This is a genomic window from Buchnera aphidicola str. APS (Acyrthosiphon pisum), assembly GCF_000009605.1.
GTDB lineage: Bacteria > Pseudomonadota > Gammaproteobacteria > Enterobacterales > Enterobacteriaceae > Buchnera > Buchnera aphidicola_I.
Genome location: NC_002528.1, coordinates 406,278 through 433,274, shown reverse-complemented (window position 1 = coordinate 433,274; position 26,997 = coordinate 406,278). Strand labels below are relative to the sequence as shown.

The window sequence follows — 26,997 nt, the reverse complement described above, 5'->3', positions numbered from 1 at the left end:
ATTTTAAAAAATTTTTTATATTTTTAAGACAATTTTTCAAAACTTTTTAGGTAGCATATTTTTTATTCCACGTATTACTTTTGCTATTCCATCAGTTTTAATTTTTTTCATAATTCTTCGTATATCATCAAAATTTTTTAATAATTTGTTGACGTCTTGTATTTGTGTTCCAGAACCTAAAGCTATTCTGCGTTTTCTTGAACCTTTTATAATTATAGGTTTTATTCTTTCTTTAGGTGTCATCGAACATATCATTGCTTCTATTTTTTTTAAAGTATTTTTATCTGTGTTTAATAATGATATATTATTAGATAATTGATGATTGATAGAGAATTTATTTGCAAAATAATTTAAACCTCCTATTTTTTTCATTTGTTTAATTTGTGTTAAAAAATCATTTAAATTAAAATCATGACCTTTTTTTAATTTTTTTGTTAGTTTTTGAATCTGAGATTGATCTACTTTTTCTTCAATGTCTTCAATAAGCGACATAATATCATTCATTCCTAGAATTCTATCAGCTATTCTTTCAGGATGAAATGGTTCTAATGATATTATTTTTTCCCCTGTTCCTATAAATTTAATAGGTTTTCCTGTAATGTAACGCATAGATAGAGCAATTCCACTCCTAGAATCACCATCTGTTTTAGTTAATATTATACCAGATATCAATAAATCATTATTAAATATTTTTGCCATGTTTATTGCATCTTGCCCCATCATTGAATCTACTATTAATAATGTTTCAATAGCTTTTGATATAACTTGTATTTGCTGAATTTCATTCATCATTTTTTTATCAATATGCAAACGACCTGCTGTGTCAATTAATAGCACGTCATATAATTTTAATTTTGCATATTTTATCGCATTTTTAGTGATTTCTATTGGTGTATGGTGCTTATCAGACTCAAAAAAATCTATCTCGATTTGATCAGATAATATTTTTAGTTGTTCAATAGCAGCCGCACGATAGGTATCGGTAGATGTAATTAATATTTTTTTTTTATACTTATTTTTAATCCATTTTCCCAATTTAGCTAAACTAGTAGTTTTTCCTGAACCTTGCAGACCAACTACTAATATAACCGCAGGGGGTTCAATGGAAAAATTTAAAGAATGATTTTTTTCACCCATTGCAAATATTAATTCATGTTTAACTATTTTTATAAATTCTTGTCCGGGAGTTAAACTTTTATTGATTTCATGCCCAATTGATTTTTTTTTTACATTCTCTATAAATTTTTTTATTACTGATAAAGCCACATCTGCTTCTAATAAAGCTTTTCGAACTTCTCTTATAGTTTCTTTAATGTTTTCTTCTGTAAGTCTTCCTTTATTTAAAATTTTTTTTAAACTATCTGAAAGACGTTGAGTTAAATTATTAAACATTATTTATTACTCACATTAAATTTATTAATATTTTATTTGAGGTAAAAACAATCACCTTTAAAATATAATTTCTGTTAATTAAAAAATAATTATCTTTTATTTTTAAAAATTATTAAAAAAATTTTTCATATTTGAACGCATGATTTTTATTTTCTTAAAAAAAAATCGTTTTTTAGAAATTTTACGGTGCTATTGGGGTTATTTTTTCACTAGGATAACAGCCTAAAATTTTTATAAATCTAGTAATTTTTTTGATTTTTTCAAGAGCATCTTGCATTAGTGTTGATGATAAATTGACTTGAATATCAATATAAAACATTTCCTCCCATGGATTTTTGTAAATTTTTTGAGAAGTTAATTTTTTCATAATTAATTTTTTTTCTTGCAATATTGATAATACTTTAGAAAGAGATCCTGCTTCTTGTCCTGTAGTAAATATTAATGTTGTTGTAGTTGGTATGTTTTTAGAAATTTTTTTAGGATTGCGATTTAATAAAATAAATCTCGTAATATTATTTTCTTTATTTGCTAAATTTTTCATTAATATTTCTAATCCGTAAATTTTGCTTCCTATTTCGCTTCCTAATGCTGCATTAGTTACGTCATTATATTTCTTAATTTTTTTCATTGCATCTGCAGTACTCTTAGTATATTTAATTTTCCATTCTGGAAATTTTTTAATAAAATCACTGCATTGTTGAAATGGCTGAGGATGACTATATATTGTTTTAATCTTATTTAGTTCAATTTTTTTAAGAGTAAGTAAATTATGGTTTATAAAAATATTAATTTCTCCAATAATAAATAAATTAGTTTTTTTTAAAATATCAAAAACTTCATTAATAGAACCAGAACAGGTGTTTTCAATTGGTAAAACAGCATAATCTGATTGATTATTTTCGACTGATAGAACTACTTCTTCAAATGTTGAGCATTCATTTGTAATACATTTTTGAAAATTGAGATCTGCATATTTATAAGCAGCAATATGAGAGTAAGAACCTTTAGGACCGAGAAATGAAAAATTAGCAGGAATTAATTTATTATGATTGCAAAATTTCTTTAATAACTTTTTTTGAGTTGCCACAGATTCTTCAATTATTAGTTGAAATAATTGAGTGATATATTCGGATTTTAAATTGTATTTTTTCCCCAAAAAAATTAATTTTTGCAACATTTTTTTTTCACGTTCTATATCTCTTATCGCCTGATTATTTTCTATTTTTGATTGAGCTATTTTAAATACTAAATTTTTTCTTTCGGCCAATAATTTTACTATTTTTTTATCAATGTTATTAATTTCGTCACGAAAGATTAGCAAGGAATTGTTAGCAGGCATAATTTATTACCTATAAAAGATATAATGTATCTGAATATAAAATAGAATATTTATAAAAATTTTTTATAAAGTTAATACAGAAAAATATATATCATTATTAAAAATATGATTGATTTAATTAATTTAATTCTAGAAATGATATATATAAATACTTTAAAAATATATTTTAGTAAAATATGTTTACTATATCTTATTAATGCCAATCATAGTATTATTTTCTATATAAATAATCACATTTAAGTAGATTTTATATGAAAACTTTTTCAATTAAATCAAGTAATATTAAAAGACATTGGTATTATGTAGATGCCACAAATAAAATATTAGGCCGATTAGCAAGTGCATTATCGTTTCATCTTAGAGGGAAACATAAGACAGAATATACTCCGCATCTTGATACTGGTGATTATATCATCGTTATAAATGCTTCTAAAATATTAGTCACAGGAAATAAAAGGATTAATAAAATTTATTATCATCATACAGGTTACGTAGGTGGTATAAAACAATCTAGATTTGAAGAAATGATTTCTAGTCATCCAGAAAGAGTTATTGAAATTGCTGTAAAAGGTATGCTTCCAAAAGGTGCTCTAGGACGTTCTATGTTTAAAAAGTTAAAAGTTTTTTCTAATGAAAATCATGAACATATAGCTCAGTGTCCTCAATTATTAAATATTTGACAGAAAGGTATATAAAATAAATGATTCAAACTCAAAACTATGGTACCGGTCGTCGTAAAAGCTCTTCTGCTAGAGTATTTCTTAGATCTGGTAATGGAGAGATTGTTGTCAACAAACGTTCTTTAAACGAATATTTTGGTCGTGAAACTTCTTGTATGATTGTACGTCAACCATTAGAATTAGTAGACATGGTAGACAAATTTAATATTTATATCACGGTAAAAGGAGGAGGTATTTCTGGTCAAGCAGGTGCAATTCGTCAAGGTATTACTCGTGCTTTAATTAAATATAATCAAACATTGCGTTTTGAATTAAGAAAAGCTGGATTTGTAACACGTGATTCGCGTCAAGTTGAACGTAAAAAAGTCGGTTTCCGAAAAGCTAGAAAACGTCCGCAATTTTCTAAACGTTAAACTTGAACAAGATGTAAGTAGTTTTGATTAAAAAGAACTTGGTTTTCTTAATGAACCGAGTTCTTTTTTATTTTTTCAAGTATTTAGTTATATCTGAACACAACTTCTTGATACCTATTTTTTTCATGGAAGAAATCAAATAATATTTTTCATGTATTTTAAATTGAAATATTATTTCTTTAATTATTTGATTTAGTTCTTCTACACTTAATAAGTCTATTTTATTAAAAATGAACCATCTCGGTTTATTATATAATTTTAAGCTATATTTTTTTAACTCATTTAAGACAGTCTTTATATTATCTGATGGATGACAATTATTTTGAGGAACTAAATCAATAATATGAAGTAATAATTTGCATCTTTCTAAATGCTTTAAAAAACGAATTCCTAATCCGGCACCATAAGATGCCCCTTTAATTATACCTGGAATATCTGCTATGATAAATTTTTTATTTTTTTGAATATTTACACTGCCTAATACAGGATGTAAGGTCGTGAATGGATAATCTGAAATTTTTGTTTTAGCTCCAGATATGTTTGTGACTAGAGTAGATTTTCCAACATTAGGCATTCCCAATGTCCCTACATCAGCAAGCAACATTAATTCTAATTGTATATCTCTTTTTTCTCCGATTGAACCTAATGTGCTTTGTCTAGGTGTTCTATTTGTAGAAGATTTAAATCTAGCATTACCCAATCCGTGCCAACCTCCTTTAGCAATTAGCATTTTTTGTTTGTGTTGAATTAAGTCACCTATTATTTCCCGAGTTTGATAGTTTATTACTTTAGTTCCGATAGGCACATGTATTTTTATGTCATCTCCTTTTTTACCTGAAGATTTTCTACTTGATCCATTTTGTCCATTTTGAGCTTGAAACTTTTTTTTAAACCTAAGATCTATGAGAGTATTTAAATTATTATTAGCTTCTAACCAAATATTTCCACCATCTCCACCATTTCCACCATCTGGACCTCCTTTAGGAATGTATTTTTCTCTTCTAAAACTAACGCAACCATTTCCACCATTACCAGCAATTACATGTATTATAGCTTGATCAATAAATTTCATTGTTTATCCGTTTTTAATATTCCATCATTATTAGTAAGCATTTTGACATTTAATACTTATATTTACGAAATTTATTAACTTTTTATATCTTATATTTTGATAAAAAAGATAGAACCCCTTGAAAAGGGGTTTGTTTATATAAATAACATGTCTAATTTATAATGTTTATGTATGTTCTTTTTTTTAATCCTTTTTTTTTAAATTCCACTTTTCCTTTTACTATTGCAAAAATAGTGTGATCTTTCCCACATCCTACATTTTTACCAGGATGAAATTTTGTCCCACGTTGTTTTACAATTATACTGCCTGCTGAGATTAATTGCCCCCCAAAACATTTAACACCCAATCTTTGAGCATTAGAATCTCGTCCATTTCTAGTAGAACCACCAGCTTTTTTGTGTGCCATTTATTTAAACTTCTCCTTTAATACTATTAATATCTATGATTTTTACGTCGGTAAAATATTGACGATGACCTTGCTGTTTTTTATAATGTTTACGACGATTAAATTTAATTATTTTAATTTTTTTAAGACGACCATGATTTTGAATATGAGCTTTTATTGTTCCTCCTTCTACAAAAGGGGTTCCAATTTTTATAGAATCTTTATCAAAAAGCATTAAAATCTTATCAAATTCTATTGTTGTTCCTAGTGGACTGTTTAATTTCTCTAATCTAATAATTTGATTTTTAACTACTCGATATTGTTTTCCACCACTTATAAAAACTGCATACATAAAACACTCCAGTTATTTAATAATTATATTTTTATAATGTTTTTACAAAAAATCATTAAATTTTTTAAAAAAACATTTTTAATAAAGAATATTATTATTCAAAATTTTGTTAAATATTATAGAAAAAATTGATTATATCTATATTATCTTAATATTAGCTCCTATCTTATTTAATTTTTTAGGAAATGATTCATATCCTCTGACAAGATGATAAGTATGATTAACTATTGTTATACCTGCCGCAATACATCCTGCTAATATTAATGTTGCTGATGCTCTTAAATCACTAGAAAAGACATTAGAAGATATTAATTTAGGTATTCCATAACATATAATGGTGTTATTTTTAATTTTTATTTTAGCTCCCATCCTAATTAATTCAGAGGTGTAAATAAAACGGTTTTCAAATATGGTTTCAGTAATAGTACCTATGCCTTTAGAAATACTGTTTAATAGAGCAAATTGAGCCTGCATATCTGTTGGAAATCCAGGATAAGGAGCAGTGCAAATATTTAAAGATTTAGGTCTTTTACCTCTCATGTCTAATTTAATCCAATCTTTTCCTGTTTTTATTTTTGCTCCGGCTTCAGTTAGTTTCATCAATACATTTGTTAAATGTTTAGGTTCAGTCTTATGACAAGTAATATGACCTTGAGAGGCTGCCGCAGCAACTAAAAATGTTCCTGTTTCAATTCTATCAGGAATGACTTGATGTGTACCACCAGTTAATTTTAAGACGCCTTTAATACATATTTTATTACTTCCTGCCCCAATAATATCAGCTCCTAAGGTATTTAAAAACTTTGCAATATCAACAATTTCTGGTTCGCAAGCGGCGTTATCAATAATTGTAGAGCCTTTCGCTAAAGTGGCTGCACTCATAATTGTAATGGTAGCACCAACACTAATTTTTTCCATTAAAATGTATTTTCCTTGTAAACGTCCTTTAACATAAGCATCAATACAGTTATTTTTTAAGTTAATTGTTGCACCTAATTGTGTTAAACCATTTAAATGTAAATCTATAGGTCTACTGCCAATTTTACATCCTCCAGGTAAAAATATTTTAGCTTTGCCAAAACGAGCTAAAAGAGGACCTAACATCCAGATAGAAGCTCTGATTTTATTGATTAAATTGTATGGAGGACAAAAAATATTTATCGAACTAGCATCAATACATAATGTTTCGTTTCCTGTTATTTTTACTCCTAAATATACTAGCAATTTAAGTGCTATGTTAATGTCCGTTAAATTCGGAATATTTCCGATTTTTATTTTTCCTTCTGTTAATATAGTCATAAATAAAATAGGTAAAGCCGCGTTTTTAGAACCAGAAATGATAACATGGCCATTTAATATTTTATTTCCTTCTACGTATAATTTTTCCATGTATCCATTAATCTCTGTATGTATTAATATAATTTTTATTTCAATAGATCATTAGAAATATTTATTTTTTTGTTTTTTCCCATTCTTCCGGTGTATAGGACATTATAGATACAGCATGAATATGTTTTTCTTTAATCATATCTATTAAAGGGGCATAAATTATTTGTTGTCTTTTTACTTGGCTGACATTTTTGAAAATATTTCCTATAGCAATTATTTTTATATGATTGCTGTCTCCTGTAATATTAGCTTGTTCTAAATTTAATTTTTTAATAAGTAATAATTTTATTTCTTGATTGTCCATTTTAAAATTTACTTTTAATTAGATATTTCACTATTCTATGAAAATATTAAAAATAATTAATATTTGCTTATTAAGTGAAAATATAGGTTATTAAGTCAAACGAGAATAGATGAATATATAACTAAATTTTTAAAGTTTTGATAAATTATATTTTTTACTTTAAAATAGATAGATATATTTCAATCTTAAAAGATATCTTTTTTGTAAAAAATTATTAAATTTTATAAAAATAAGTTTTAAGTAATTTATTAAATAAATTTAATTTTTTTTATATTTTTTAAATATCTTTTTATATAATTTATCTGATTTTATTAGATCTTTTTAAAATAAAGCTATATTTTTATGGTTTTCTATTTAAAAAGTTTTAAATATCTAAAATAGAAAGCTAATAGTAAAAATTATATAAAGCTATAATCTTATCAAACACAATAAGACAATTTAACATTTTTTTGAATTTTAAAAAATATTTTTATTTTTTAGATATTATGGTGAAATATTAAATAAAAAATGATGGAGTATTAATATGATTAATCTAATTCCAATGACTGTAAGAGGGGCTGAAAAACTTCGTCGAGAACTAAAAAAATTAAAAAGTATAAATCGTCCTCGTATTATTGCAGCAATAGCAGAAGCTAGAGAACATGGTGATTTAAAAGAGAATGCTGAATATCATTCAGCTCGTGAAGAACAGAGTTTCTGTGAAGGACGTATTAAAGAAATTGAATTAAAACTATCTAATTCTCAAATTATAGATGTAACAAAAATATCTAATAATGGCAGAGTAATTTTTGGTTCTACTGTTAGTATTTTAAATATTAAAAACAATGAAAAGTTTACCTATCGGATTGTAGGCGATGATGAATCTGATTTTAAAAAAAATTTAATTTCTATTAATTCTCCAATAGCAAGAGGTCTTATTGGAAAAGAAATTAATGATGTTGTAATCATATGTACACCAGGAGGTGATGTTGAATATAAAATTTTAAAGATAAATTACATATAATTTTAAAAAATTTTAAAATGATTTAGTTTTATTAAAATTTTTATTGAAAAATTGATTTTAAAATAGAGAAAACATGATTGTTCAAAAAAAAAAACATCGTTCAAATCGTTGGTTATTAGAACATTTTCAAGATCAATATGTCAAGGCAGCAAAAAAAAATAATATACGTTCAAGAGCTTGGTTTAAATTAGAACAATTAGACAAAAATAATAAAATATTTAAAATTGGTATGAATGTTATTGATTTAGGCGCTGCTCCTGGAAGTTGGTCACAATATGCCAGTAATAGAATAGGAAAAAAGGGACGTATTATAGCTTGTGATATATTACCTATTAGACCAATAACAGGTGTTGATATTTTTCAAGGAGATTTTCGTAATAAAAAAACACTCAATTTAATGCTAAATACTTTTAGCAATATTACATTTCATTTAGTTATGTCAGATATGGCTCCTAATATAACAGGGAATTTTTCTATTGATATGCCGCGTATTATTGAGTTATGCAAGTTAGCATTAAAAATATCAGAACATGTTTTATCTAAAAATGGTATTTTTTTGTTAAAATCATTTCAGGGAGAGGGTTTTAATGAATTGTATAAAGAAATTAAAATGTTATTTAAAAAAATTAAAATTTGCAAACCTAAAACTTCTCGAACAAGATCTCGAGAGATATTCATTCTGGCAACCAGATAAATATTATAATAGTCTGTGTTGTTTTTAAAATATAGATTCAATGAGAGGTTGTTCCTTTGAGTGACATGGTTAAAAACCTTATCTTCTGGTTAGTTATTACAGTTGTATTAATGTCTATTTTTCAAAATTTTAACACTAATGATGTAAATAACCATAAAGTTGACTATTCAACTTTTTTATCAGAAGTAAATCAAGATCAAATCCGTGAAGCATATATTAACGGACGCATGATTAGTGTTACTAAAAAAGATAGCAGTAAATACACTACCTATATTCCTATTAATGATCCTAAACTCTTAGATAATCTTTTAGTGAAAAGAGTTAAAATTATCGGTGCAATTCCCGAGGAACCGAGTCTCTTTATTTCTATTCTTATATCTTGGTTTCCAATGTTATTACTTATTGGTGTTTGGATTTTTTTTATGCGTCAAATGCAAATGGGTGGTGGAAAAGGTGCGATGTCATTTGGAAAAAGCAAAGCACGTATGCTATCAGAAGATCAAATTCAAACTACTTTTGCAGACGTTGCTGGATGTGATGAGGCAAAAGAGGAAGTTAGTGAATTAGTGGAATATCTTAAAGAACCTAGTCGTTTTCAAAAATTAGGAGGAAAGATTCCCAAGGGTATATTAATGGTTGGACCACCCGGTACGGGAAAAACATTATTGGCAAAAGCAATAGCTGGAGAAGCTAAAGTTCCTTTTTTTACGATTTCTGGATCTGATTTTGTTGAAATGTTTGTTGGAGTAGGTGCTTCAAGAGTGAGAGATATGTTTGAACATTCAAGAAAATCTGCACCTTGTATAATTTTTATTGATGAAATTGATGCAGTAGGACGTCAAAGAGGTGCTGGATTAGGTGGAGGACATGATGAAAGAGAACAAACACTTAATCAAATGCTAGTAGAAATGGACGGTTTTGATGGAAACGAAGGTATTATTTTAATAGCTGCGACTAATAGACCTGATGTTTTAGATCCTGCACTCTTACGACCTGGTCGTTTTGATCGTCAAGTTATTGTCGCATTACCAGATATTCGTGGAAGAGAACAAATTTTAAAAGTACATATGAGGAAAGTGCCTTTATCTAAAGATGTAGATCCTATGATTATTGCACGAGGTACGCCAGGTTTTTCAGGTGCTGATTTAGCAAATTTAGTTAACGAAGCAGCTCTTTTTGCGGCTAGACTTGATAAACGTGTAGTTTCTATGTTGGAATTTGAAAGAGCAAAAGATAAAATGATGATGGGTTCTGAACGAAGATCTATGGTAATGAGTGATTTTCAAAAAGAATCTACGGCATATCATGAAGCTGGCCATGTGATTATTGGAAGACTGGTTCCTGATCATGATCCTGCACATAAAGTAACTATCATTCCTAGAGGACGAGCACTTGGTGTTACATTTTTTTTACCAGAATCCGATACTCTTAGTATTAGTCGTCAAAAATTAGAAAGTCAAATATCTACTTTATATGGTGGACGTTTAGCAGAAGAGATTATTTATGGTGCTAAAAATGTTTCTACTGGTGCTTATAATGATATTAAAATAGCTACAAGCTTAGCGAAAAATATGGTAACTCAATGGGGTTTTTCAGAAAAATTAGGACCTTTATTGTACGCTGAAGAAGAAGGAGAAATATTTTTAGGACGTTCGGTTGCTAAGGCAAAACATATGTCTGACGAAACGGCTAGAATCATTGATGAAGAAGTAAAGTTGTTAATTGAAATAAATTATAGCAGGGCTCGAAATATTTTAAATGAAAATATTGATATATTACATGCTATGAAAGAAGCATTAATAAAATATGAGACTATTGATGCATTTCAAATTGATGATTTAATGAAAAGAAGAGAAGTACGACAACCAAAGGGATGGATTGAGACAGATACAAATAAATAATTTCTTTTAATTAAGAAATATAAATATTTTTTTTTATGTATTTTATAGAAATTTTATTTTAAAAAAATACTAATCTTATAATATTCAACATTCCTTTATTTAATGTATCTTAAAATAAGATGAAGTGATAAAATTACTATAACTTCATCTTATTTTCTAAAAAAATAATATTTATTGCAAAATATAATTATTTTCCAATAATACAGGAATGAAATCATTATGACTTTTTTGCAATATTTTAAAACAGATGGTATACGTGGAAAAGTAGGAGTAAATCCAATAACACCTGATTTTTTATTAAAATTAGGATGGTCTATTGGAATAGTTTTAGGTAAAAATAAAACACAAAAAATTATTATTGGAAGAGATACTCGTATTTCTGGAACCATGTTACAGTCTATTTTAGAATTTGGTATTTTGTCTACAGGAGTATCTACTTTACTAGCTGGTTGTATGCCCACATCAGCCATCTCTTATTTTACTAAATCTTTAAATGCTTCTGCTGGAATTGTTATTTCGGGTTCCCACAATCCTTTTTATGACAATGGAATAAAAATCTTCTATAAAAATGGGGTTAAATTAACTAAAGAAATAGAGTTTTCTATTGAGCAAAAAGTACAACATACTTTTTTATATCCTGATTATGTAAATTTTGGTCATTCTAATAATATTTTAGATCCTGAAAGTCTGTATATTGACTTTTGCAAAAAAAATTTTCCAAAAGATTTAAATTTATCAAAATTTACTATTATTTTAGATTGCGCTAATGGTGCAACTTTTAAGATAGCACCTAAAATTTTTGAAGATTTAGGAGCAAGGGTAATCACTGTTGCTATTAATCCTAATGGAGTTAATATAAATCAAAATTCAGGATCTACTAATATCTTGATGTTAAAAAAAATAGTTTTATCAGAATCAGCTGATCTTGGTTTAGCATTTGATGGAGATGGAGATCGTGTCATTATGGTAGATCATTTAGGAAATCAAGTAGATGGAGATCAAATAATTTATATTATTGCAAAAGAATATTTAAAAGAAAATAAATTAAAAGGTGGTGTTGTAGGTACTTCAATGACTAATATGGGTGTAATTCTAGGTTTAAAAAAACTTGGAATTCCTTTTTGTCCCGCACAAATAGGGGATCGAAATGTATACGAAAAAATTAAAGAAAAAAAGTGGATACTAGGAGCAGAAAAATCAGGACATATTGTTTTGTTAGATAAGCATTCTACTGGTGATGGAATTATAGCTAGTTTACAAGTTTTGTTAACTATGATTAATAATCATATGACTTTATATGATTTATCAAATCAAATAAAACTTTTTCCTCAAGTTTTTCTTAATATTTTTTTAAAACAAGATAAAGATTTTGAAAAAGATATAAAAATACAAAATATTCTCACTCAATATAAAAATATTTTAGGTCAAAATAGTCGTGTTTTAGTACGACGATCTGGTACAGAACCATGTATTAGAATTATGGTAGAAGGTGAAGATTATTTAAAAGTTTATGAATTAGCTCAATATATTGGAAAAACTATTAAATTACTTTAATTTATATATTTCATAAAAATAATAGTTGTGATAAATTTTGGGAAATTATCATTTATTTATTTATTCAGAGTATAAAATAGAAAAATATATATTTTATAGAATAGACAAGCAATATCATTTAAAAAATAGATAATTTATATGTAAAATCTTATATATAAATTCTTTATAAAAAATAAAAATTTTTTTTAATAAAAAAGCATATTTAAGTAAACAGTAATATATTTTAATAATTATTTTTTTTAACAAAGGAAATAACTCTTTATGTATTTATTTTTTTTGATTGTTTTTATTTTTATTTCCTTTTCTTTAATTTTTTTTATTTTACTTCAACCGGGAAAAGGACTGAATAATACAGTTCATTCACATACGAAAAATAATATTAAATTTTTTAATAGTATAGGAACTAATAATTTTATTACTAAAATTATTAAAATTCTTGCTTTTTTCTTTTTATTGATAAGTATTATTTTGTGTAATATTAATAGTAAAAGAATTGATTCGGATTTTTTTTGGGAAGATAATCAAAACAACACCATAACAAAAAAACATGTTTTAGATAAAAAAAAATTAAATCTCGATATACCTAATTAATTATTTTCATTTAATATAAAAAATATGTAATTATAATACATTTTTGCCGAGGTGGTGGAATTGGTAGACACGCTATCTTGAGGGGGTAGTGCCGAATAGGCGTGTGGGTTCGAGTCCCATTCTCGGTACCAAAGTATTATTAAATGATTTTTTCATGATTGTACTACATTTAAAAGTAATAATATTTTTCTATATTTCAGAGATAAAAAATTATTAATAATAACTTTATACATAGGGTAATAGCACCTAAAACCCCGACTTTTCGGGGTTTTTTATTACAATGTTTCTTCTAAATAATATAGTTTAATTGATCTTTAAATATTAAGTAATAATTAATTATACAAACTCTTGATTAATAAAAATTAGTGTATTAATTATCTAATTTCATAATTAATTTTTTTTTCAATTAATACATGTAAAAAATGAGTTGTAATTATTCATTTTAAAAATTTTTATTTTGAGGTTCCATAAGATGAATAAAGAAATCTTAGCTGTTGTCGAGGCTGTTTCTAATGAAAAATCTCTACCTCGCGAAAAAATTTTTGAAGCTTTAGAAATGGCATTAGCAACGGCGACTAAGAAAAAACATGAACAAGAAATTGATATCAGAGTAAGTATTAATCGAAAAACTGGGGGCTTCACTACTTTTCGACGTTGGATGGTAGTAGAAACAGTAACTCAACCAACTAGAGAAATCACTTTAGAAGCAGCATGTTTTGATGGCGAAAAAGTTTATCTTAATGATTATATAGAAGAACAAATTGAATCTGTTGATTTTGATAGAATAACAACTCAAACTGCAAAACAAGTGATTGTTCAAAAAGTTCGTGAAGCAGAACGAGCAATGTTAGTGGAACAATTTCGCAAATATACCGGTCAAATAATTACCGGAATAGTTAAAAAAATTAATCGAGACAACATAATGTTAGATCTAGGTAATAATGCTGAAGCATTAATTTTACGTGAAGGCATGCTGCCAAGAGAAAACTTTCGTCCAGGAGATCGTATTCGTGGTATTTTATATGGGGTGTATCCAGAAGCTCGTGGTGCTCAGCTATTTATAAGTCGTTCAAAAACTGAAATGCTTACTGAATTGTTTCGAATAGAAGTCCCTGAGATTGGAGAAGAAGTAATCGAAATAAAAGCTGCTGCACGAGACCCAGGTTCTCGTGCTAAAATTGCAGTTAAGACTAATGATAAGCGTATTGATCCTGTAGGAGCTTGTGTGGGTATGAGAGGTGCTCGGGTACAAGCGGTATCTAGCGAATTATGTGGAGAGCGTATTGATATTATTTTATGGGATGATAATCCAGCTCAATTCGTTATAAATGCTATGGCTCCGGCTGATGTAGCTTCTATTGTTGTAGATGAGGATTGTCATACTATGGATATAGCAGTAGATATAAATAATTTAGCTCAAGCCATTGGTCGAAATGGTCAAAATGTTCGTTTAGCTTCTCAAATTAGTGGTTGGGAATTAAATGTTATGACTACAGAAGATCTTCATTCTAAACATAAAGAAGAAGCTCATACTGCTTTTAATTTTTTTAAAAAAAATTTAAATATAAATGAAAATATTATTAAAATTTTAGTTAAAGAAGGTTTTTCTTCTCTTGAAGAGTTGGCATACATACCATTTAACGAATTACTAGAAGTTAAAAATTTAACTGAAGATCAAGCAAAAAAAGTACGTGAAGGCGCGAAAAGTAAACTTCTCTTAATGGAATCAGATAAAAATAAAATGATAATACAAGAAAGAAAAACAGAAAAAGAGTTATTAAAAATAAATGGAATGAACGCAGTACTAGCTTTGCAATTAGCCGAAAAAAATATATTTACTATAGAAGAATTAGCTGATCAAGGAATTGACGATTTAACTGATATTAAAAATTTAAATTCTGAACAAGCTGGGTTATTAATTATGACTGCTCGTAATATCTGTTGGTTTAGTAGTAAAGTCTGATAAATAGGAAGAATAGTATGCCAGATATAAGTTTAAAAGTTTTATCTAATGAAATAAAGATATCAATTCAAGAATTAATAAAAGAATTATCTATTATCGGTATAACAAAAACTGAAGACAATTATATTAATGTACTTGAAAAAAATATTTTATTGAAACATTTAGAATCTAAAAAAAAATACTCTTTAGATACTTTAGTTTTACAAAGAAAAACACGCAGTACTTTAAGAATTTCAACGGTTGGAGGAAAAAACAAATCTGTACAAGTAGAAGTTAGAAAAAAAAGAGCTTATGTAAAAAACAATAAATTTGAAAATGAATCTTTTTTAAATGAAAAAAAAGTAATTAAACATTCAATGCAGAAAACGTCATCTTTAAAGAATAAAGAAAAAAAATACATAAAAAATATAGAAAAAATAGAGTTAAATAAAAGTGATTCAAGATCTTTAAATACAAAAAAAGAAAACAAACTAAAAATTTCAAATAAAGATGAACAAAATAAAAAATTCAATCAACATAGAGAATCTAATTCTTTTGATTTAAACCACAAAAAAAGAATTAAAGAAAACAAAGATATTCGGATATCTCATAAAGAAGAAAAACAAGATTATCATTTAACAACATTTTTACACGCACGTCAGGCCGAAGATGAGAATGATAGAGAAGTAGAAATAGATAAAAGAAATCATGGGCGAATTTTAAAAAATTATCGTCAAAAGAAGAATAATAAAAATTTTCATAATGGAAGATATAATAAAGAAGAAATTCGTACTTTTAATCGTAATAAGAAAAATAGTAAACAAAAAAATAAACCTATTTTATTACAACAAGTTTTTCAAAAACCAGAATCTATAATTAATAGAGATGTTATCATAAGTAATACGATTACTGTGTCCGATTTAGCAAATAAAATGGCTATAAAAAGTTCCGAAGTCATTAAAAATATGATGAACATGGGTATTATTGGAACTATTAATCATGTTCTTGACCAAGATACAGCTCAGTTAATTGCAGAAGAAATGGGTCATAAAGTTATTGTACATCGTGAAAATGCATTAGAAGAACTAATTATGAAAGATCGTGACACAGGAAACGATGTTTCTGCTATTAGAGCTCCAGTCGTTACTATAATGGGACATGTTGATCATGGAAAAACATCTTTATTAGATTATATTCGTTCAACAAAAACCGCATTTTACGAAGCAGGTGGAATTACACAAAACATTGGTGCCTATCATGTAAAAACTGATTTAGGTTCCATTACCTTTTTAGACACACCCGGACACTCAGCATTTACTGCAATGAGATCTCGTGGAGTTCAGATAACTGATATTGTTATTTTAGTTGTTGCTGCAGATGACGGGGTAATGCCACAAACAATTGAGGCTATCCAACACGCAAAAGAAGCTAATGTTCCTGTAATAGTTGCTATTAATAAAATTGATAAAACCGATTCTGATATTGATAAAGTAAGAAACGACTTGATGAAATATAACATTCTTTCAGAAGAATGGGGTGGTGAGAATATTTTCGTATCCGTTTCTGCAAAAACAGGAAAAGGGATTAATAAATTATTAAACGTAATTTTACTACAAGCAGAAATGTTAGAATTAAAAGCAGTAACTACTGGAATGGCTGAAGGTATTGTTGTAGAGTCTTTTTTAGATAAAGGACGAGGTCCAATAGCTACAGTATTAGTGAAAAAAGGACAGCTAAAAAAAGGAGATGTAATATTGTGTGGATTTGAATATGGTCGTATTAAATCTTTACGTGATGCTAGTGGAAATGAAGTTTTCAGTGCAGGTCCATCTATTCCAGTAGAAGTTTTAGGGTTATCTAAAGTACCCTTTTCTGGTGATGTAGTTACTGTGGTTCGTGATGAGAAAAAAGCAAGAGAAGTAGCTTCTTATCGTAAAGAAAAGTCTCGTGAAAAAAAATTATCAAACCAAAACAGAATAAATTTAGAAAATATGTTTGATGACATAAATAAAAATAATGTTTCCGAATTAAAAATTATTCTAAAATCTGATATACAAGGTTCTTTAGAAGCGATTTCTGGAGCTTTATTAAAATTATCTACTGAAGAAGTAAAAATAAAAATAATAGGATTAGGAATTGGAGGTATTACAGAAACAGATGCTTCTTTAGCACTAGCGTCTAATGCTATTATTTTAGGATTTAATGTTCGTGCAGATACTTCTGCTAAAAAAATAATTAATTCAGAACATTTAGATCTGCGATATTATTCAGTTATTTATGATTTACTCGATGAAGTTAAAGCAGCCATGACGGGTCTATTATCACCCGAATACAAAGAAAATATTATTGGTTTAGCTGAAGTAAGAAATACATTTAAATCTCCTAAATTTGGTTTAATTGCTGGTTGCATGGTTACAGAAGGAGTAATTAAGCGCAGCAATCCAATTCATATATTAAGAAATAACATCGTAATATATGAAGGCGAATTGGAATCGTTGCGTCGTTTTAAAGAGGATGTGAATGAAATACGTAATGGATTAGAGTGTGGAATTGGTATAAAAAATTACAATGATATACGTGTTGGAGATATTATTGAGGTTTTTGAAGTTAGAGAAATGAAGAGAATATTATAAACCATAATGTATATTTTATAAGATATTTAATTGGGTAGTATAATTATGGAAAAATTATTCAATCGCTCTGATCGTATTGCTCAAGAATTGCAAAAAAAAATAGCTGCAATTATACAGCATTCACTTAAAGATCCACGTATTAAAACAATTATAACAGTTTCTGAAGTACAAGTTTCAAAAGATTTATCTTATGCACAAATATTTGTTAGTTTTTTAGAAAGTGATAATAATGAGAAGGTAAAAAAAAAAATAACTATATTAAATAGAGCTTCTAGTTATATCCGAAAGTTATTATGTAAAAGAATGAAATTACGAATCGTTCCAAATATTATTTTTCATCATGATGATTCTTTTTTAAAAGGTAATAAAATTTCTTGTATTTTAGAAAATTTGACAAAAAAAGAATAAGAATACTTTTTTTTATCAATAAAATAAAGGAAAATAGATGTTTTTTCATAAAAAACGCGATGTTCATGGATTACTTTTACTAGATAAACCACAGGGAATATCTTCTAATAATGCCTTACAAAAAGTTAAGATGCTTTTTAGTGCAAAAAAAGCAGGTTATATTGGTACTCTAGATCCGTTAGCAACAGGTATGCTACCAATTTGTTTTGGAGAATGTTCAAAATTTTCTCATTATTTAATGGAATCTAATAAAAAATATCATGTTATTGCTAAATTAGGGGAAAAAACATCTACATCTGATTCTGATGGAATTATCATAAAAAAACGCCCTATTTTAATTAATTCTTTTAAAATAAAATCTGCTCTCAAGGAGTTAACTGGTTTGATTGAACAAATTCCTCCAATGTATTCTGCAATCAAACATAATGGTGTGCCCTTGTATAAATATGCACGTCAAGGATTAAATATTAAGCGTAGTATAAGAAAAGTTCTTATACATGATATAAGTTCTATTCATCAAGAAAAAAACTTAATCGAATTTAAAATATTTTGTTCAAAAGGAACATATGTTCGCACATTAGTGGAGGATTTAGGGGAAAAATTAGGTTGTGGAGCTCATGTGATTTTTTTACGTCGTTTAGAAATGGCTTCATATCTTCATAGTCAACTAGTCACAATTTCATATTTACATAAATTATTAAGAAAAGAAAAAAACAATAATTTTAATTTCTTCGAAAAAATAGATAATTTATTAATGCCTATAGATAGCCCTGTATCTTTTTTACCTAAAGTATATCTTTTTCCTCAACAATCATATAATTTTCAATTAGGACAAACTGTAATTTTTTTTTCTGATATCAAAAATAGTCTAGTACGTGTAATAGCATTAGAAAATAATAAATTTATTGGATTAGGAAGAATTAATACAGAAGAATTATTGATTCCATATAGATTAGTTTCTAGATCTATTAATTAAGTTATTCACTATTAAATTTAAGATTAGCATGATATTATTTTAAAATAACCTGATTAATTTGGAAGTAATTTAATACAGTTTTTAATATATTGGAGTACTACTACATGTCTTTATCTGCAATAGATACTAAAAAAATTATTTTAAAATATGGTAAATCAGAACAAAATAGTGGAATAACAGAAGTACAAGTTGTATTGTTGACAAATCAAATTAATTACCTTCAAATACATTTTTCTCAACATAAAAAAGATCATTGTAGTCGTAGAGGTCTTTTAAATATGGTATCAAAACGTCGTAAATTATTAGATTATTTAAAGAAAAAGAATATATCTCGTTATAGTGCCTTAATTGAAGATCTACATTTAAGACGATAAGAAGTTTTTATAAAAATCATAAAATTAAAATATTTTCATAAAATAAAAAATAAATTTTTCAAAGGGCTTTATTAGCCCTTTTTTTACGATTTTATTTCGATTTTGTAAATTAAAAACCTATTTTTTTATTTATGATAAAAAAAAATTCAATAATATAGTATATTTTTATTAAAAAATTAGTTTCATGTTAAGGATATTATTTTGCTAAATCCAATTGTACGCAAATTTCAATACGGTCAACATACAATCACTTTAGAAACGGGTGTAATAGCTCGACAGGCTAACGCTGCTGTTATGGCTAGTATGGATGAAACTGCAGTTTTTGTAACTGTTGTTGGACAAAAAAAAATACACACAGGACAGAAATTTTTTCCACTTACTGTTAATTATCAAGAACGTACATATGCTGCGGGTCGGATACCTGGCGGTTTTTTTAGAAGGGAAGGACGCCCTAGTGAAAATGAAATATTAACTGCTCGATTAATAGATCGACCCCTTCGACCGTTATTCCCGAAAAAATTTCTTAATGAAATTCAAATAATTGCTACAGTAGTATCAGTTAACCCCCAGATTAATCCTGATATAATTTCCATCATAGGCGCATCTGCGGCTCTTAGTTTATCGGGGATTCCATTTTATGGACCAGTAGGTGCAGCTAGAGTAGGTTATATCAATAATCAATATATTTTAAATCCTATTAGTGATGATATGAAAAATAGTTCGTTAGATTTAGTCGTATCGGGCACTCAAAATGCAATTCTTATGGTTGAAGCTGAATCTAAAATACTTAGCGAGGAAAAAATTCTCGGAGCTATTATATTCGGACATCAGCAACAACAAGTGGTAATTAATAATATTCGTTCTCTATCAAATGAAGCGAGCAAGCTTCCTTGGGTTATATCTTACCCAGAAACAAACAAAACATTAGAATTAAAAATTATCAATTCATTTGAAAAAAATATAAGTGATGCTTACGTCATTTTTAACAAACAAGATAGAATTGAAAAATTAAATAGTATTAAGGAAAATATAATTAAATTATTTTTAGATGAAAATTCAAACATAGATACGCTAGAAATAGAAGATATTTTTCAAAAAATTGAGAAAAAAGTTGTGCGTAAACGTATATTAAGCAACCAAACACGTATTGATGGACGAGAAAAAGATATGATTCGTGCATTAGATGTTCGTACTGGTATTTTACCTAGAACACATGGTTCCGCTTTGTTTACTAGAGGAGAAACACAATCCTTAGTTTCTGTAACTTTAGGTACATCTCGAGATGCACAAAATTTAGATGAATTATTAGGAGACAGAATAGATAATTTTTTATTTCATTACAATTTTCCTCCTTATTCTGTTGGGGAAATAGGAATGGTTGGATCCCCTAAAAGACGAGAGATTGGTCATGGTCGTCTTGCTAAGAGAAGTCTTTTAGCCGTCATGCCGACATTAGAGAATTTTCCTTATACTATCAGAGTAGTATCTGAAATTACTGAATCTAACGGCTCTTCTTCTATGGCTTCTGTTTGTGGTGCTTCTTTAGCTTTAATGGATGCTGGGGTACCGATTAAATCTGCTGTTGCTGGAATTTCGATGGGTTTAGTTAAAGAAGGAAATCAACACGTATTGCTTTCAGATATTTTAGGAGATGAAGATCATTTAGGAGACATGGATTTTAAAGTTGCTGGTACAGAAGAAGGGATTACAGCATTACAGATGGATATGAAGATAGAGGGTATTACTAATGAAATTATACATTCAGCTTTAAATGAGGCAAGATTAGCTAGACTTCATATTTTAAACGTAATGAACCAAGCATTAAATGAGTCTAGAAGTGAAATCTCTGAATTTGCACCCCGTATTCACATCATAAAAATAAATCCTGAAAAAATTAAGGATGTTATAGGCAAAGGTGGTTCTGTTATTCGCATGTTAACTGAAGAAACTGGAACAATTATTGAAATTGAAGATGACGGTACAGTAAAAATATCATCTACAGTTAAAGAAAAAGCAAAAAATGCTATTCGTAGAATTAAAGAAATAACAGCTGAAATTGAAGTAGGTCGTATTTATTCTGGAAAAGTCACTCGTATTGTTGATTTTGGTGCTTTTGTTTCGATTGGTTTGGGAAAAGAAGGTTTAGTACATATTTCACAAATTTCTGATAAAAGAGTAGATAAAGTATCTAATCATTTAAAAATTGATCAAATAATATCTGTAAAAGTACTGGAAATAGACCGTCAAGGTCGTTTAAGATTAAGTATTAAAGAAATAGACAGTTCTATTCTTTCTAATAAATCAATAAATAATTCTATTATCTGATATAATTAATTTAATTTGATATCATTTATGTTTTTTTGATAAAATATACATTTATATCTTTTTAAAAATATCTATATAAATAGAAAAAATATAAAAATTAATTCATTTTATTTTAATATAATTATTATATAACATAAATATATAATTTTTAAAAAAATAAACTTCAATAAGTTGCTAATGTTGTTTTTTTAGATTTTTAATATTTAAAAAATCATTAGCAATAACTAATAAATACTATTGTTGATTCTTAAAAATTCAATTATTTTATTTTTTAGATCATTTAATTTACGCCGGTTCATACTTTTCAATGAGAATAAATAAATATTTTCATCATGAGCTATGTAGACTGGCCGTTGTAACTTAAAAGGCATATCTACTGCATGACTCATATTGAAAGCACATTTTCTTTTCTTGGTTTAAATCCTTTTATTATTCAATCTTTAAATGAAATGGGATATGTTAAACCTTCCCCTATTCAAGCATCTTGTATTCCCTTGCTTTTAGAAGGACGTGATGTATTAGGAATGGCACAAACTGGAAGTGGCAAAACGGCTGCTTTTTCATTACCGCTATTACACAATCTTAATATTAATTTAAAAGCTCCTCAAATATTAGTATTAGCTCCTACAAGAGAATTAGCCGTCCAAGTAGCAGAAGCATTTTCAGATTTTTCTAAATACATGATTGGAATTCATGTGTTACCTTTGTATGGTGGTCAAAGATACGAACTCCAATTACGTGCACTACGACAAGGACCTCAAATTGTTGTAGGAACTCCAGGTAGATTATTAGATCATTTAAAAAGAGGGACACTTAATCTTTCTAATTTACATGGATTAGTTTTAGATGAAGCAGATGAGATGTTACGTATGGGTTTTATTGAAGATGTAGAGACAATTATGGCTCAAATTCCGAAGGAACATCAAACTGCATTATTTTCAGCTACTATGCCAGAAGCAATTCGTCGTATTTCTAAACGATTCATGAGAAATCCAAAAGAAATAAAAATACAGTCCAATATTACTACACGTCCTGATATCAAACAAAGTTATTGGATGGTATATGGTCGAAAAACTGATGCATTAATTCGTTTTTTAGAAGCCGAAGATTTTTCTGCTACAATCATTTTTGTAAGAACTAAAAATGCAACTTTAGAAGTATCTGAAGCATTAGAACGTAATGGATATAATAGTGCCGCGTTAAATGGAGATATGAATCAAGCATTGCGTGAACAAACTCTCGAAAGATTAAAAAATGGTAGATTAGATATTTTAATTGCTACAGATGTTGCGGCGCGTGGTTTAGATGTTGATCGTATAAGTTTTGTTATTAATTATGATATTCCTATGGACTCAGAATCTTATGTTCATCGTATAGGTCGAACAGGTCGAGCAGGTCGAGCAGGTCGAGCGTTATTATTTGTTGAAAATCGTGAACGTCGTTTGCTACGTAATATTGAACGTACTATGAAACAATCTATTCCCGAAGTACAATTACCTAAAGTAGAATTATTATGTCAAAGACGTCTTGAACAATTCGCAAAAAAAGTACAACAACAATTAGAAAGCCGAGATTTAGATGAATATAGTGCTTTATTAGATAAATTATACTCTACAGATGATTTAGATATAAAAACTTTAGCAGCCGCTTTGTTAAAAATGGCTCAAGGAGAACGTCCTTTAATTATTAAACCTGATGTAATTAAACGTCAGTCTCGTGATTTATTGTTCCAAGACGATCGTCGACGCGAAGACAACCGAAACAGTCGAACCCGTCGCGATCGTCGTGATATCAATAAAGACGCAGAGTTATATCGTATTGAAGTAGGTCGTAATGATGGAGTTGAAGTACGTCATATAGTTGGAGCAATTGCTAATGAAGGAAATATTAATAGTCGTAATATTGGTAATATTAAACTTTTTTCTTCTTATTCGACAATTGAATTGCCTAAGGGAATGTCTAAAGATTTATTACAAACCTTTAATCGTACTAGAATATTAAATAAACCAATTAATATGAAATTATTACGAGATTCAAGACATTATGAAAATAAGACAACTCATCGTTCTATTTTTAACAAAGATAAAAATAGTAACCGTCGTGTTTCTGATGGTAGTTTCAATAAATCTAACTCTCCTAAAAAAACTGAATTTAAGTCATCTTTTTTTCGTCGTAGAAATGTTTAATTTTGTATTTTTTATGCCGCTTTGCGGCATACTAAGTGTATTTATTCTTTTTTAAATATTTTAATAAATAAATTATGATTAAAAAATTATTTTTTAAACGCCATTGCTTCAATTTCTATTTTTACATTTTTAGGTAATTTTTGAACTTCTACACATGATCGAGCAGGAAAGTTTGACTTATTATCTATAAAAAATTTTTTATAAATTTCATTAATAATATTAATTTTTTTCAAATCAGTAGTAAAAACAGTAGTTTTTATAATATTGTGTACTTGAAACTTAGCATGAACTAAGATTAATTTAATATTTTTTAATACAAGGTAAGTTTGTTCAGCAATATTTTCAGGTATTTGGTTGGATATGACATCGATCGGTATTTGTCCAGATAATATAATAAAATTATCAATTTTTAAAGCTTGTGAATAAGGTCCAATAGGTTTAGGAGCATCTTTAGTTTCAATTATATGATTCATGGAGTATATCGCTCATGTATTGAATAGATTATATTAATTTTTTTTTTATTGACAAGACAAAACTATTTTCTTATAAAATTCTTTTTCACAATATTTGCATTTCAAATTCATATTAAAAAATTGGTCTTCTTTAAGAATAAAACTAGAATTAATAAGATGATGATTAGTAACACAATTACTATTTGGACAAATTAAAATTCTATCAATTGTTTCAGGCAAAGTTGGAAAAACTTTTCTTACTAGATTGTATTCGTTTATATAATTAACAGTAGCATGCGGTGCATAAATAGCTAATTGATTAATTTGTTCGTCACTAAGAAAAGTATTTTCAATCTTTATAATATCTTTTCTCCCTAATTTTTTAGACGGAAGATTTAAACCTATAGTAATACGTTTTTCTGTCTCGGTAAATCTAAATAAAGATAGTAATTTAAAACCGATATATTCAGGAATATGATCAATTACACTGCCAGATTTGATAGCTTCTACTTGGAGTTTATTTATTTCCATATTTTCATTATAAATGTTTTTCTATTAGTACTAAAGATAAAATTGCTTGACGTGCATAAATACCATTTGCTGCTTGTTTAAAATACCAAGCATAAGGGGTATAGTCAACATCACGATCTATTTCATCTATACGAGGTAAAGGATGTAATATCTTCATATTATTACGTGCATTTTTTAAAATAGCAGCACGCAATACAAATTTTGATTTTGCATTGGCATATTCAGTAGAATCGAGACGTTCTTTTTGAATACGAGTCATATAAAGAATATCTATTTCTGAAATTATTTCTTCAATATTATTATGTCTTTTCCAGTAAATTTCTTTTTTATCAAGCATATTGTTAATATAATTTGGCATTTTTAAAGCATCAGGTGAAATAAAATAAAATTTATTGTGTTTAAATTTAGCTAATGCTTGTGTTAATGAATGTACTGTTCTTCCATATTTAAGGTCTCCGACTATAGCTATATTTAATTGAGTTAATCTATTTTGTGTTTCTTGTATAGTAAATAAATCTAATAGTGTTTGTGTAGGATGTTGATTTGCTCCATCTCCTGCATTAAATATTGGTTTTTTATTAGAAAATTCTGCAGCTAAACGTGCAGATCCTTCTTGAGGATGTCGAATAATAATTGCATCTACATAAGAACTAATCACTGAAATAGTGTCTGTTAATGTTTCTCCTTTTTTTTCTAAAGAAATATTATTCCCATCAGAAAACCCTACTATCGAAGCCCCTAATCGATAAATTGCAGTTTCAAATGACAAACGAGTGCGAGTGGATGCCTCAAAAAAACAACTGGCAATAACTTTATTTTTTAATAAATTAGGTTGTGGTGTTTTCTTTAGCATTGCAGATTTATTTAAAACTAATTCTAATTCATTGCGTTGAAGATCATTAATTGAAATAATATTTTTTTTATATAGAGAATTTCTCAAAATTTATTTTCCTTGATTGTTGAAGAAAAGATTGTTTGAAATGTTTTTCAACAGTATAAAGAAATTAAAAAATATTGAGTATGTTAAAGGCATTTATATTGTTCACTATAATTATTTTTTAAAATTTAATAGTTTTTAATAAACTAGATACAAGAATAGCTTTAATAGTATGCAATCTATTTTCTGCTTGTTCGAAAATAATTTTTTGGTTTTTTTGAAAAACTTCATCTGTTATTTCCATTCCATTTTTAAAACCATATTTTTTTAATATAGATTTAACTGTACAAGTTTTTTGATCATGTAAAGCAGGAAGGCAATGCAATACTTTTACTTGTGGATTATTAGTTATTTTTAACATTAAACTATTTACTTGATAAGAGCTCAATAATTCAATTCTTTTTTTCCATACTTCTTGAGATTCTCCCATAGATACCCAGACATCAGTGTATATAAAATCTACATTTTTTACTCCTTCGTTAATGTTTTCAGTACATATTATATTCCCTTTTTTATTTTTCATTTGTTCTTTACAAAATTTAAATATATTTTTTTCGGGCCAACATTCTTTAGGAGCTACTAAACGTAAATCTAATCCAACTAATGACGCAGCTTCTAATAAACTATTGCCCATATTATTATGTGCATCTCCAACATAAGCACATTTTATTTCATAAAATTTTCTTTCTGGAAAAATTTCTTTTATAGTTAGTAAATCAGCAAGCAATTGTGTAGGGTGAAATTTTTCAGTCAAACCATTCCAAACTGGCACTTTTGAATTTTTAGCTAAAATTTCTATTGTACTATGATGGTGTCCTCGATATTGAATACCGTCATATAAACGTCCGAGTATTTTAGCAGTATCTTCTATAGACTCTTTTGTTCCAAGATGTGTACTACCAGGTCCAAGATACGTGACATGAGCTCCTTGATCAAATGCAGCTACTTCAAATGAGCATCTTGTACGAGTGGATTCTTTTTCAAAAATTAAAGCAATATTTTTTTTTTTGAGTAGTTGAATTTCTTTATTGTTTTTTTTATATTGTTTTAGCTTTTGAGCCAGTGTAATTATATTTTGTAATTCTAAAGAAGTAAAATCTAATAGTCTTAAACAATCACGTTGATAAAGATTATTCATATTAACGTCTCATCATTAGATAAAAA

At 27.4% G+C, this 26,997-nt stretch carries 25 protein-coding genes and 1 tRNA gene; 15 read left to right on the top strand and 11 right to left on the bottom strand.

Going from position 1 to position 26,997, the window contains the following annotated elements; genetic code table 11:
- Positions 1–36: 36 nt before the first annotated feature.
- Positions 37–1,392, bottom strand: coding sequence for a signal recognition particle protein (gene ffh / locus BU_RS02065; protein WP_010896096.1), 1,356 nt, complete (start codon positions 1,390–1,392; stop codon positions 37–39).
- 181 nt (positions 1,393–1,573) lie between these two features.
- On the bottom strand, positions 1,574–2,731 hold the full coding sequence (locus BU_RS02060) for a chorismate mutase (RefSeq protein ID WP_010896095.1): 1,158 nt from the start codon (positions 2,729–2,731) through the stop codon (positions 1,574–1,576).
- Between the two features lie 251 nt (positions 2,732–2,982).
- Here BU_RS02060 and rplM point away from each other — a divergent pair, with 251 nt between their 5' ends.
- Both rplM and rpsI read left to right on the top strand, forming a co-directional pair.
- Positions 2,983–3,411 (top strand): 50S ribosomal protein L13, encoded by a 429-nt coding sequence (gene rplM, locus BU_RS02055; protein WP_009874348.1) that lies wholly within the window; start codon positions 2,983–2,985, stop codon positions 3,409–3,411.
- 20 nt (positions 3,412–3,431) lie between these two features.
- Positions 3,432–3,824, top strand: a complete 393-nt coding sequence (rpsI, locus tag BU_RS02050) for a 30S ribosomal protein S9 (RefSeq protein ID WP_009874347.1) — start codon at positions 3,432–3,434, stop codon at positions 3,822–3,824.
- Between the two features lie 67 nt (positions 3,825–3,891).
- Here the strand turns inward: rpsI and cgtA are convergent, their stop codons facing one another.
- The 5 genes from cgtA to BU_RS02025 form a co-directional block, all read right to left on the bottom strand.
- Positions 3,892–4,896, bottom strand: coding sequence for an Obg family GTPase CgtA (gene cgtA, locus BU_RS02045; RefSeq protein ID WP_009874346.1), 1,005 nt, complete (start codon positions 4,894–4,896; stop codon positions 3,892–3,894).
- A 151-nt stretch (positions 4,897–5,047) separates the two neighbouring features.
- Positions 5,048–5,302, bottom strand: a complete 255-nt coding sequence (gene rpmA / locus BU_RS02040) for a 50S ribosomal protein L27 (RefSeq protein ID WP_009874345.1) — start codon at positions 5,300–5,302, stop codon at positions 5,048–5,050.
- Positions 5,303–5,306: 4 nt separating this feature from the next.
- Positions 5,307–5,633 (bottom strand): 50S ribosomal protein L21, encoded by a 327-nt coding sequence (gene rplU / locus BU_RS02035; RefSeq protein ID WP_009874344.1) that lies wholly within the window; start codon positions 5,631–5,633, stop codon positions 5,307–5,309.
- Positions 5,634–5,771: 138 nt separating this feature from the next.
- Complete coding sequence (gene murA, locus BU_RS02030) at positions 5,772–7,022, bottom strand: UDP-N-acetylglucosamine 1-carboxyvinyltransferase (protein ID WP_010896094.1); 1,251 nt, start codon at positions 7,020–7,022, stop codon at positions 5,772–5,774.
- 61 nt (positions 7,023–7,083) lie between these two features.
- On the bottom strand, positions 7,084–7,326 hold the full coding sequence (locus tag BU_RS02025; RefSeq protein WP_009874342.1) for a BolA/IbaG family iron-sulfur metabolism protein: 243 nt from the start codon (positions 7,324–7,326) through the stop codon (positions 7,084–7,086).
- 526 nt (positions 7,327–7,852) lie between these two features.
- Here BU_RS02025 and greA point away from each other — a divergent pair.
- From greA to BU_RS01960, 13 genes are all read left to right on the top strand, one after another.
- Positions 7,853–8,329 (top strand): transcription elongation factor GreA, encoded by a 477-nt coding sequence (gene greA, locus BU_RS02020; RefSeq protein WP_165439039.1) that lies wholly within the window; start codon positions 7,853–7,855, stop codon positions 8,327–8,329.
- Positions 8,330–8,402: 73 nt separating this feature from the next.
- A complete protein-coding gene (gene rlmE, locus BU_RS02015; protein WP_010896093.1) occupies positions 8,403–9,023 on the top strand; it encodes a 23S rRNA (uridine(2552)-2'-O)-methyltransferase RlmE in 621 nt (206 codons plus the stop codon).
- A gap of 65 nt (positions 9,024–9,088) precedes the next feature.
- On the top strand, positions 9,089–10,924 hold the full coding sequence (gene ftsH / locus BU_RS02010; protein ID WP_010896092.1) for an ATP-dependent zinc metalloprotease FtsH: 1,836 nt from the start codon (positions 9,089–9,091) through the stop codon (positions 10,922–10,924).
- Between the two features lie 219 nt (positions 10,925–11,143).
- Entirely contained in the window at positions 11,144–12,478 is a 1,335-nt protein-coding gene (gene glmM / locus BU_RS02005; protein ID WP_009874338.1) for a phosphoglucosamine mutase, read from the top strand.
- Positions 12,479–12,739: 261 nt separating this feature from the next.
- Positions 12,740–13,069, top strand: coding sequence for a preprotein translocase subunit SecG (secG, locus tag BU_RS02000; RefSeq protein ID WP_009874337.1), 330 nt, complete (start codon positions 12,740–12,742; stop codon positions 13,067–13,069).
- 45 nt (positions 13,070–13,114) lie between these two features.
- Positions 13,115–13,200 (top strand) — tRNA-Leu (locus tag BU_RS01995).
- A 341-nt stretch (positions 13,201–13,541) separates the two neighbouring features.
- Positions 13,542–15,032, top strand: coding sequence for a transcription termination factor NusA (gene nusA / locus BU_RS01990; RefSeq protein ID WP_009874336.1), 1,491 nt, complete (start codon positions 13,542–13,544; stop codon positions 15,030–15,032).
- A gap of 17 nt (positions 15,033–15,049) precedes the next feature.
- Positions 15,050–17,644, top strand: coding sequence for a translation initiation factor IF-2 (infB, locus tag BU_RS01985; RefSeq protein ID WP_009874335.1), 2,595 nt, complete (start codon positions 15,050–15,052; stop codon positions 17,642–17,644).
- 45 nt (positions 17,645–17,689) lie between these two features.
- Positions 17,690–18,052, top strand: coding sequence for a 30S ribosome-binding factor RbfA (gene rbfA, locus BU_RS01980; protein WP_009874334.1), 363 nt, complete (start codon positions 17,690–17,692; stop codon positions 18,050–18,052).
- A 37-nt stretch (positions 18,053–18,089) separates the two neighbouring features.
- The gene (truB, locus tag BU_RS01975) at positions 18,090–19,028 is read left to right on the top strand and encodes a tRNA pseudouridine(55) synthase TruB (RefSeq protein ID WP_009874333.1); all 939 of its coding nucleotides are present in this window, start codon (positions 18,090–18,092) and stop codon (positions 19,026–19,028) included.
- Positions 19,029–19,132: 104 nt separating this feature from the next.
- Positions 19,133–19,402: a 30S ribosomal protein S15 gene (gene rpsO, locus BU_RS01970; RefSeq protein WP_009874332.1), complete on the top strand. Its 270-nt coding sequence runs from the start codon at positions 19,133–19,135 to the stop codon at positions 19,400–19,402.
- A 201-nt stretch (positions 19,403–19,603) separates the two neighbouring features.
- Positions 19,604–21,727 carry a polyribonucleotide nucleotidyltransferase gene (pnp, locus tag BU_RS01965; protein ID WP_009874331.1) on the top strand — a complete coding sequence of 708 codons (2,124 nt, stop codon included), beginning with the start codon at positions 19,604–19,606 and terminating at the stop codon, positions 21,725–21,727.
- A 380-nt stretch (positions 21,728–22,107) separates the two neighbouring features.
- Positions 22,108–23,913, top strand: coding sequence for a DEAD/DEAH family ATP-dependent RNA helicase (locus BU_RS01960; protein WP_009874330.1), 1,806 nt, complete (start codon positions 22,108–22,110; stop codon positions 23,911–23,913).
- 86 nt (positions 23,914–23,999) lie between these two features.
- Here BU_RS01960 and BU_RS01955 read toward each other — a convergent pair whose 3' ends face one another.
- The 4 genes from BU_RS01955 to argF form a co-directional block, all read right to left on the bottom strand.
- Complete coding sequence (locus BU_RS01955) at positions 24,000–24,386, bottom strand: Rid family detoxifying hydrolase (RefSeq protein ID WP_009874329.1); 387 nt, start codon at positions 24,384–24,386, stop codon at positions 24,000–24,002.
- Between the two features lie 45 nt (positions 24,387–24,431).
- Positions 24,432–24,896 (bottom strand): aspartate carbamoyltransferase regulatory subunit, encoded by a 465-nt coding sequence (pyrI, locus tag BU_RS01950; RefSeq protein WP_009874328.1) that lies wholly within the window; start codon positions 24,894–24,896, stop codon positions 24,432–24,434.
- 7 nt (positions 24,897–24,903) lie between these two features.
- Positions 24,904–25,836 (bottom strand): aspartate carbamoyltransferase, encoded by a 933-nt coding sequence (pyrB, locus tag BU_RS01945; protein WP_010896091.1) that lies wholly within the window; start codon positions 25,834–25,836, stop codon positions 24,904–24,906.
- 118 nt (positions 25,837–25,954) lie between these two features.
- Positions 25,955–26,971: an ornithine carbamoyltransferase gene (argF, locus tag BU_RS01940; RefSeq protein WP_010896090.1), complete on the bottom strand. Its 1,017-nt coding sequence runs from the start codon at positions 26,969–26,971 to the stop codon at positions 25,955–25,957.
- Between the last annotated feature and the right edge of the window lie 26 nt (positions 26,972–26,997).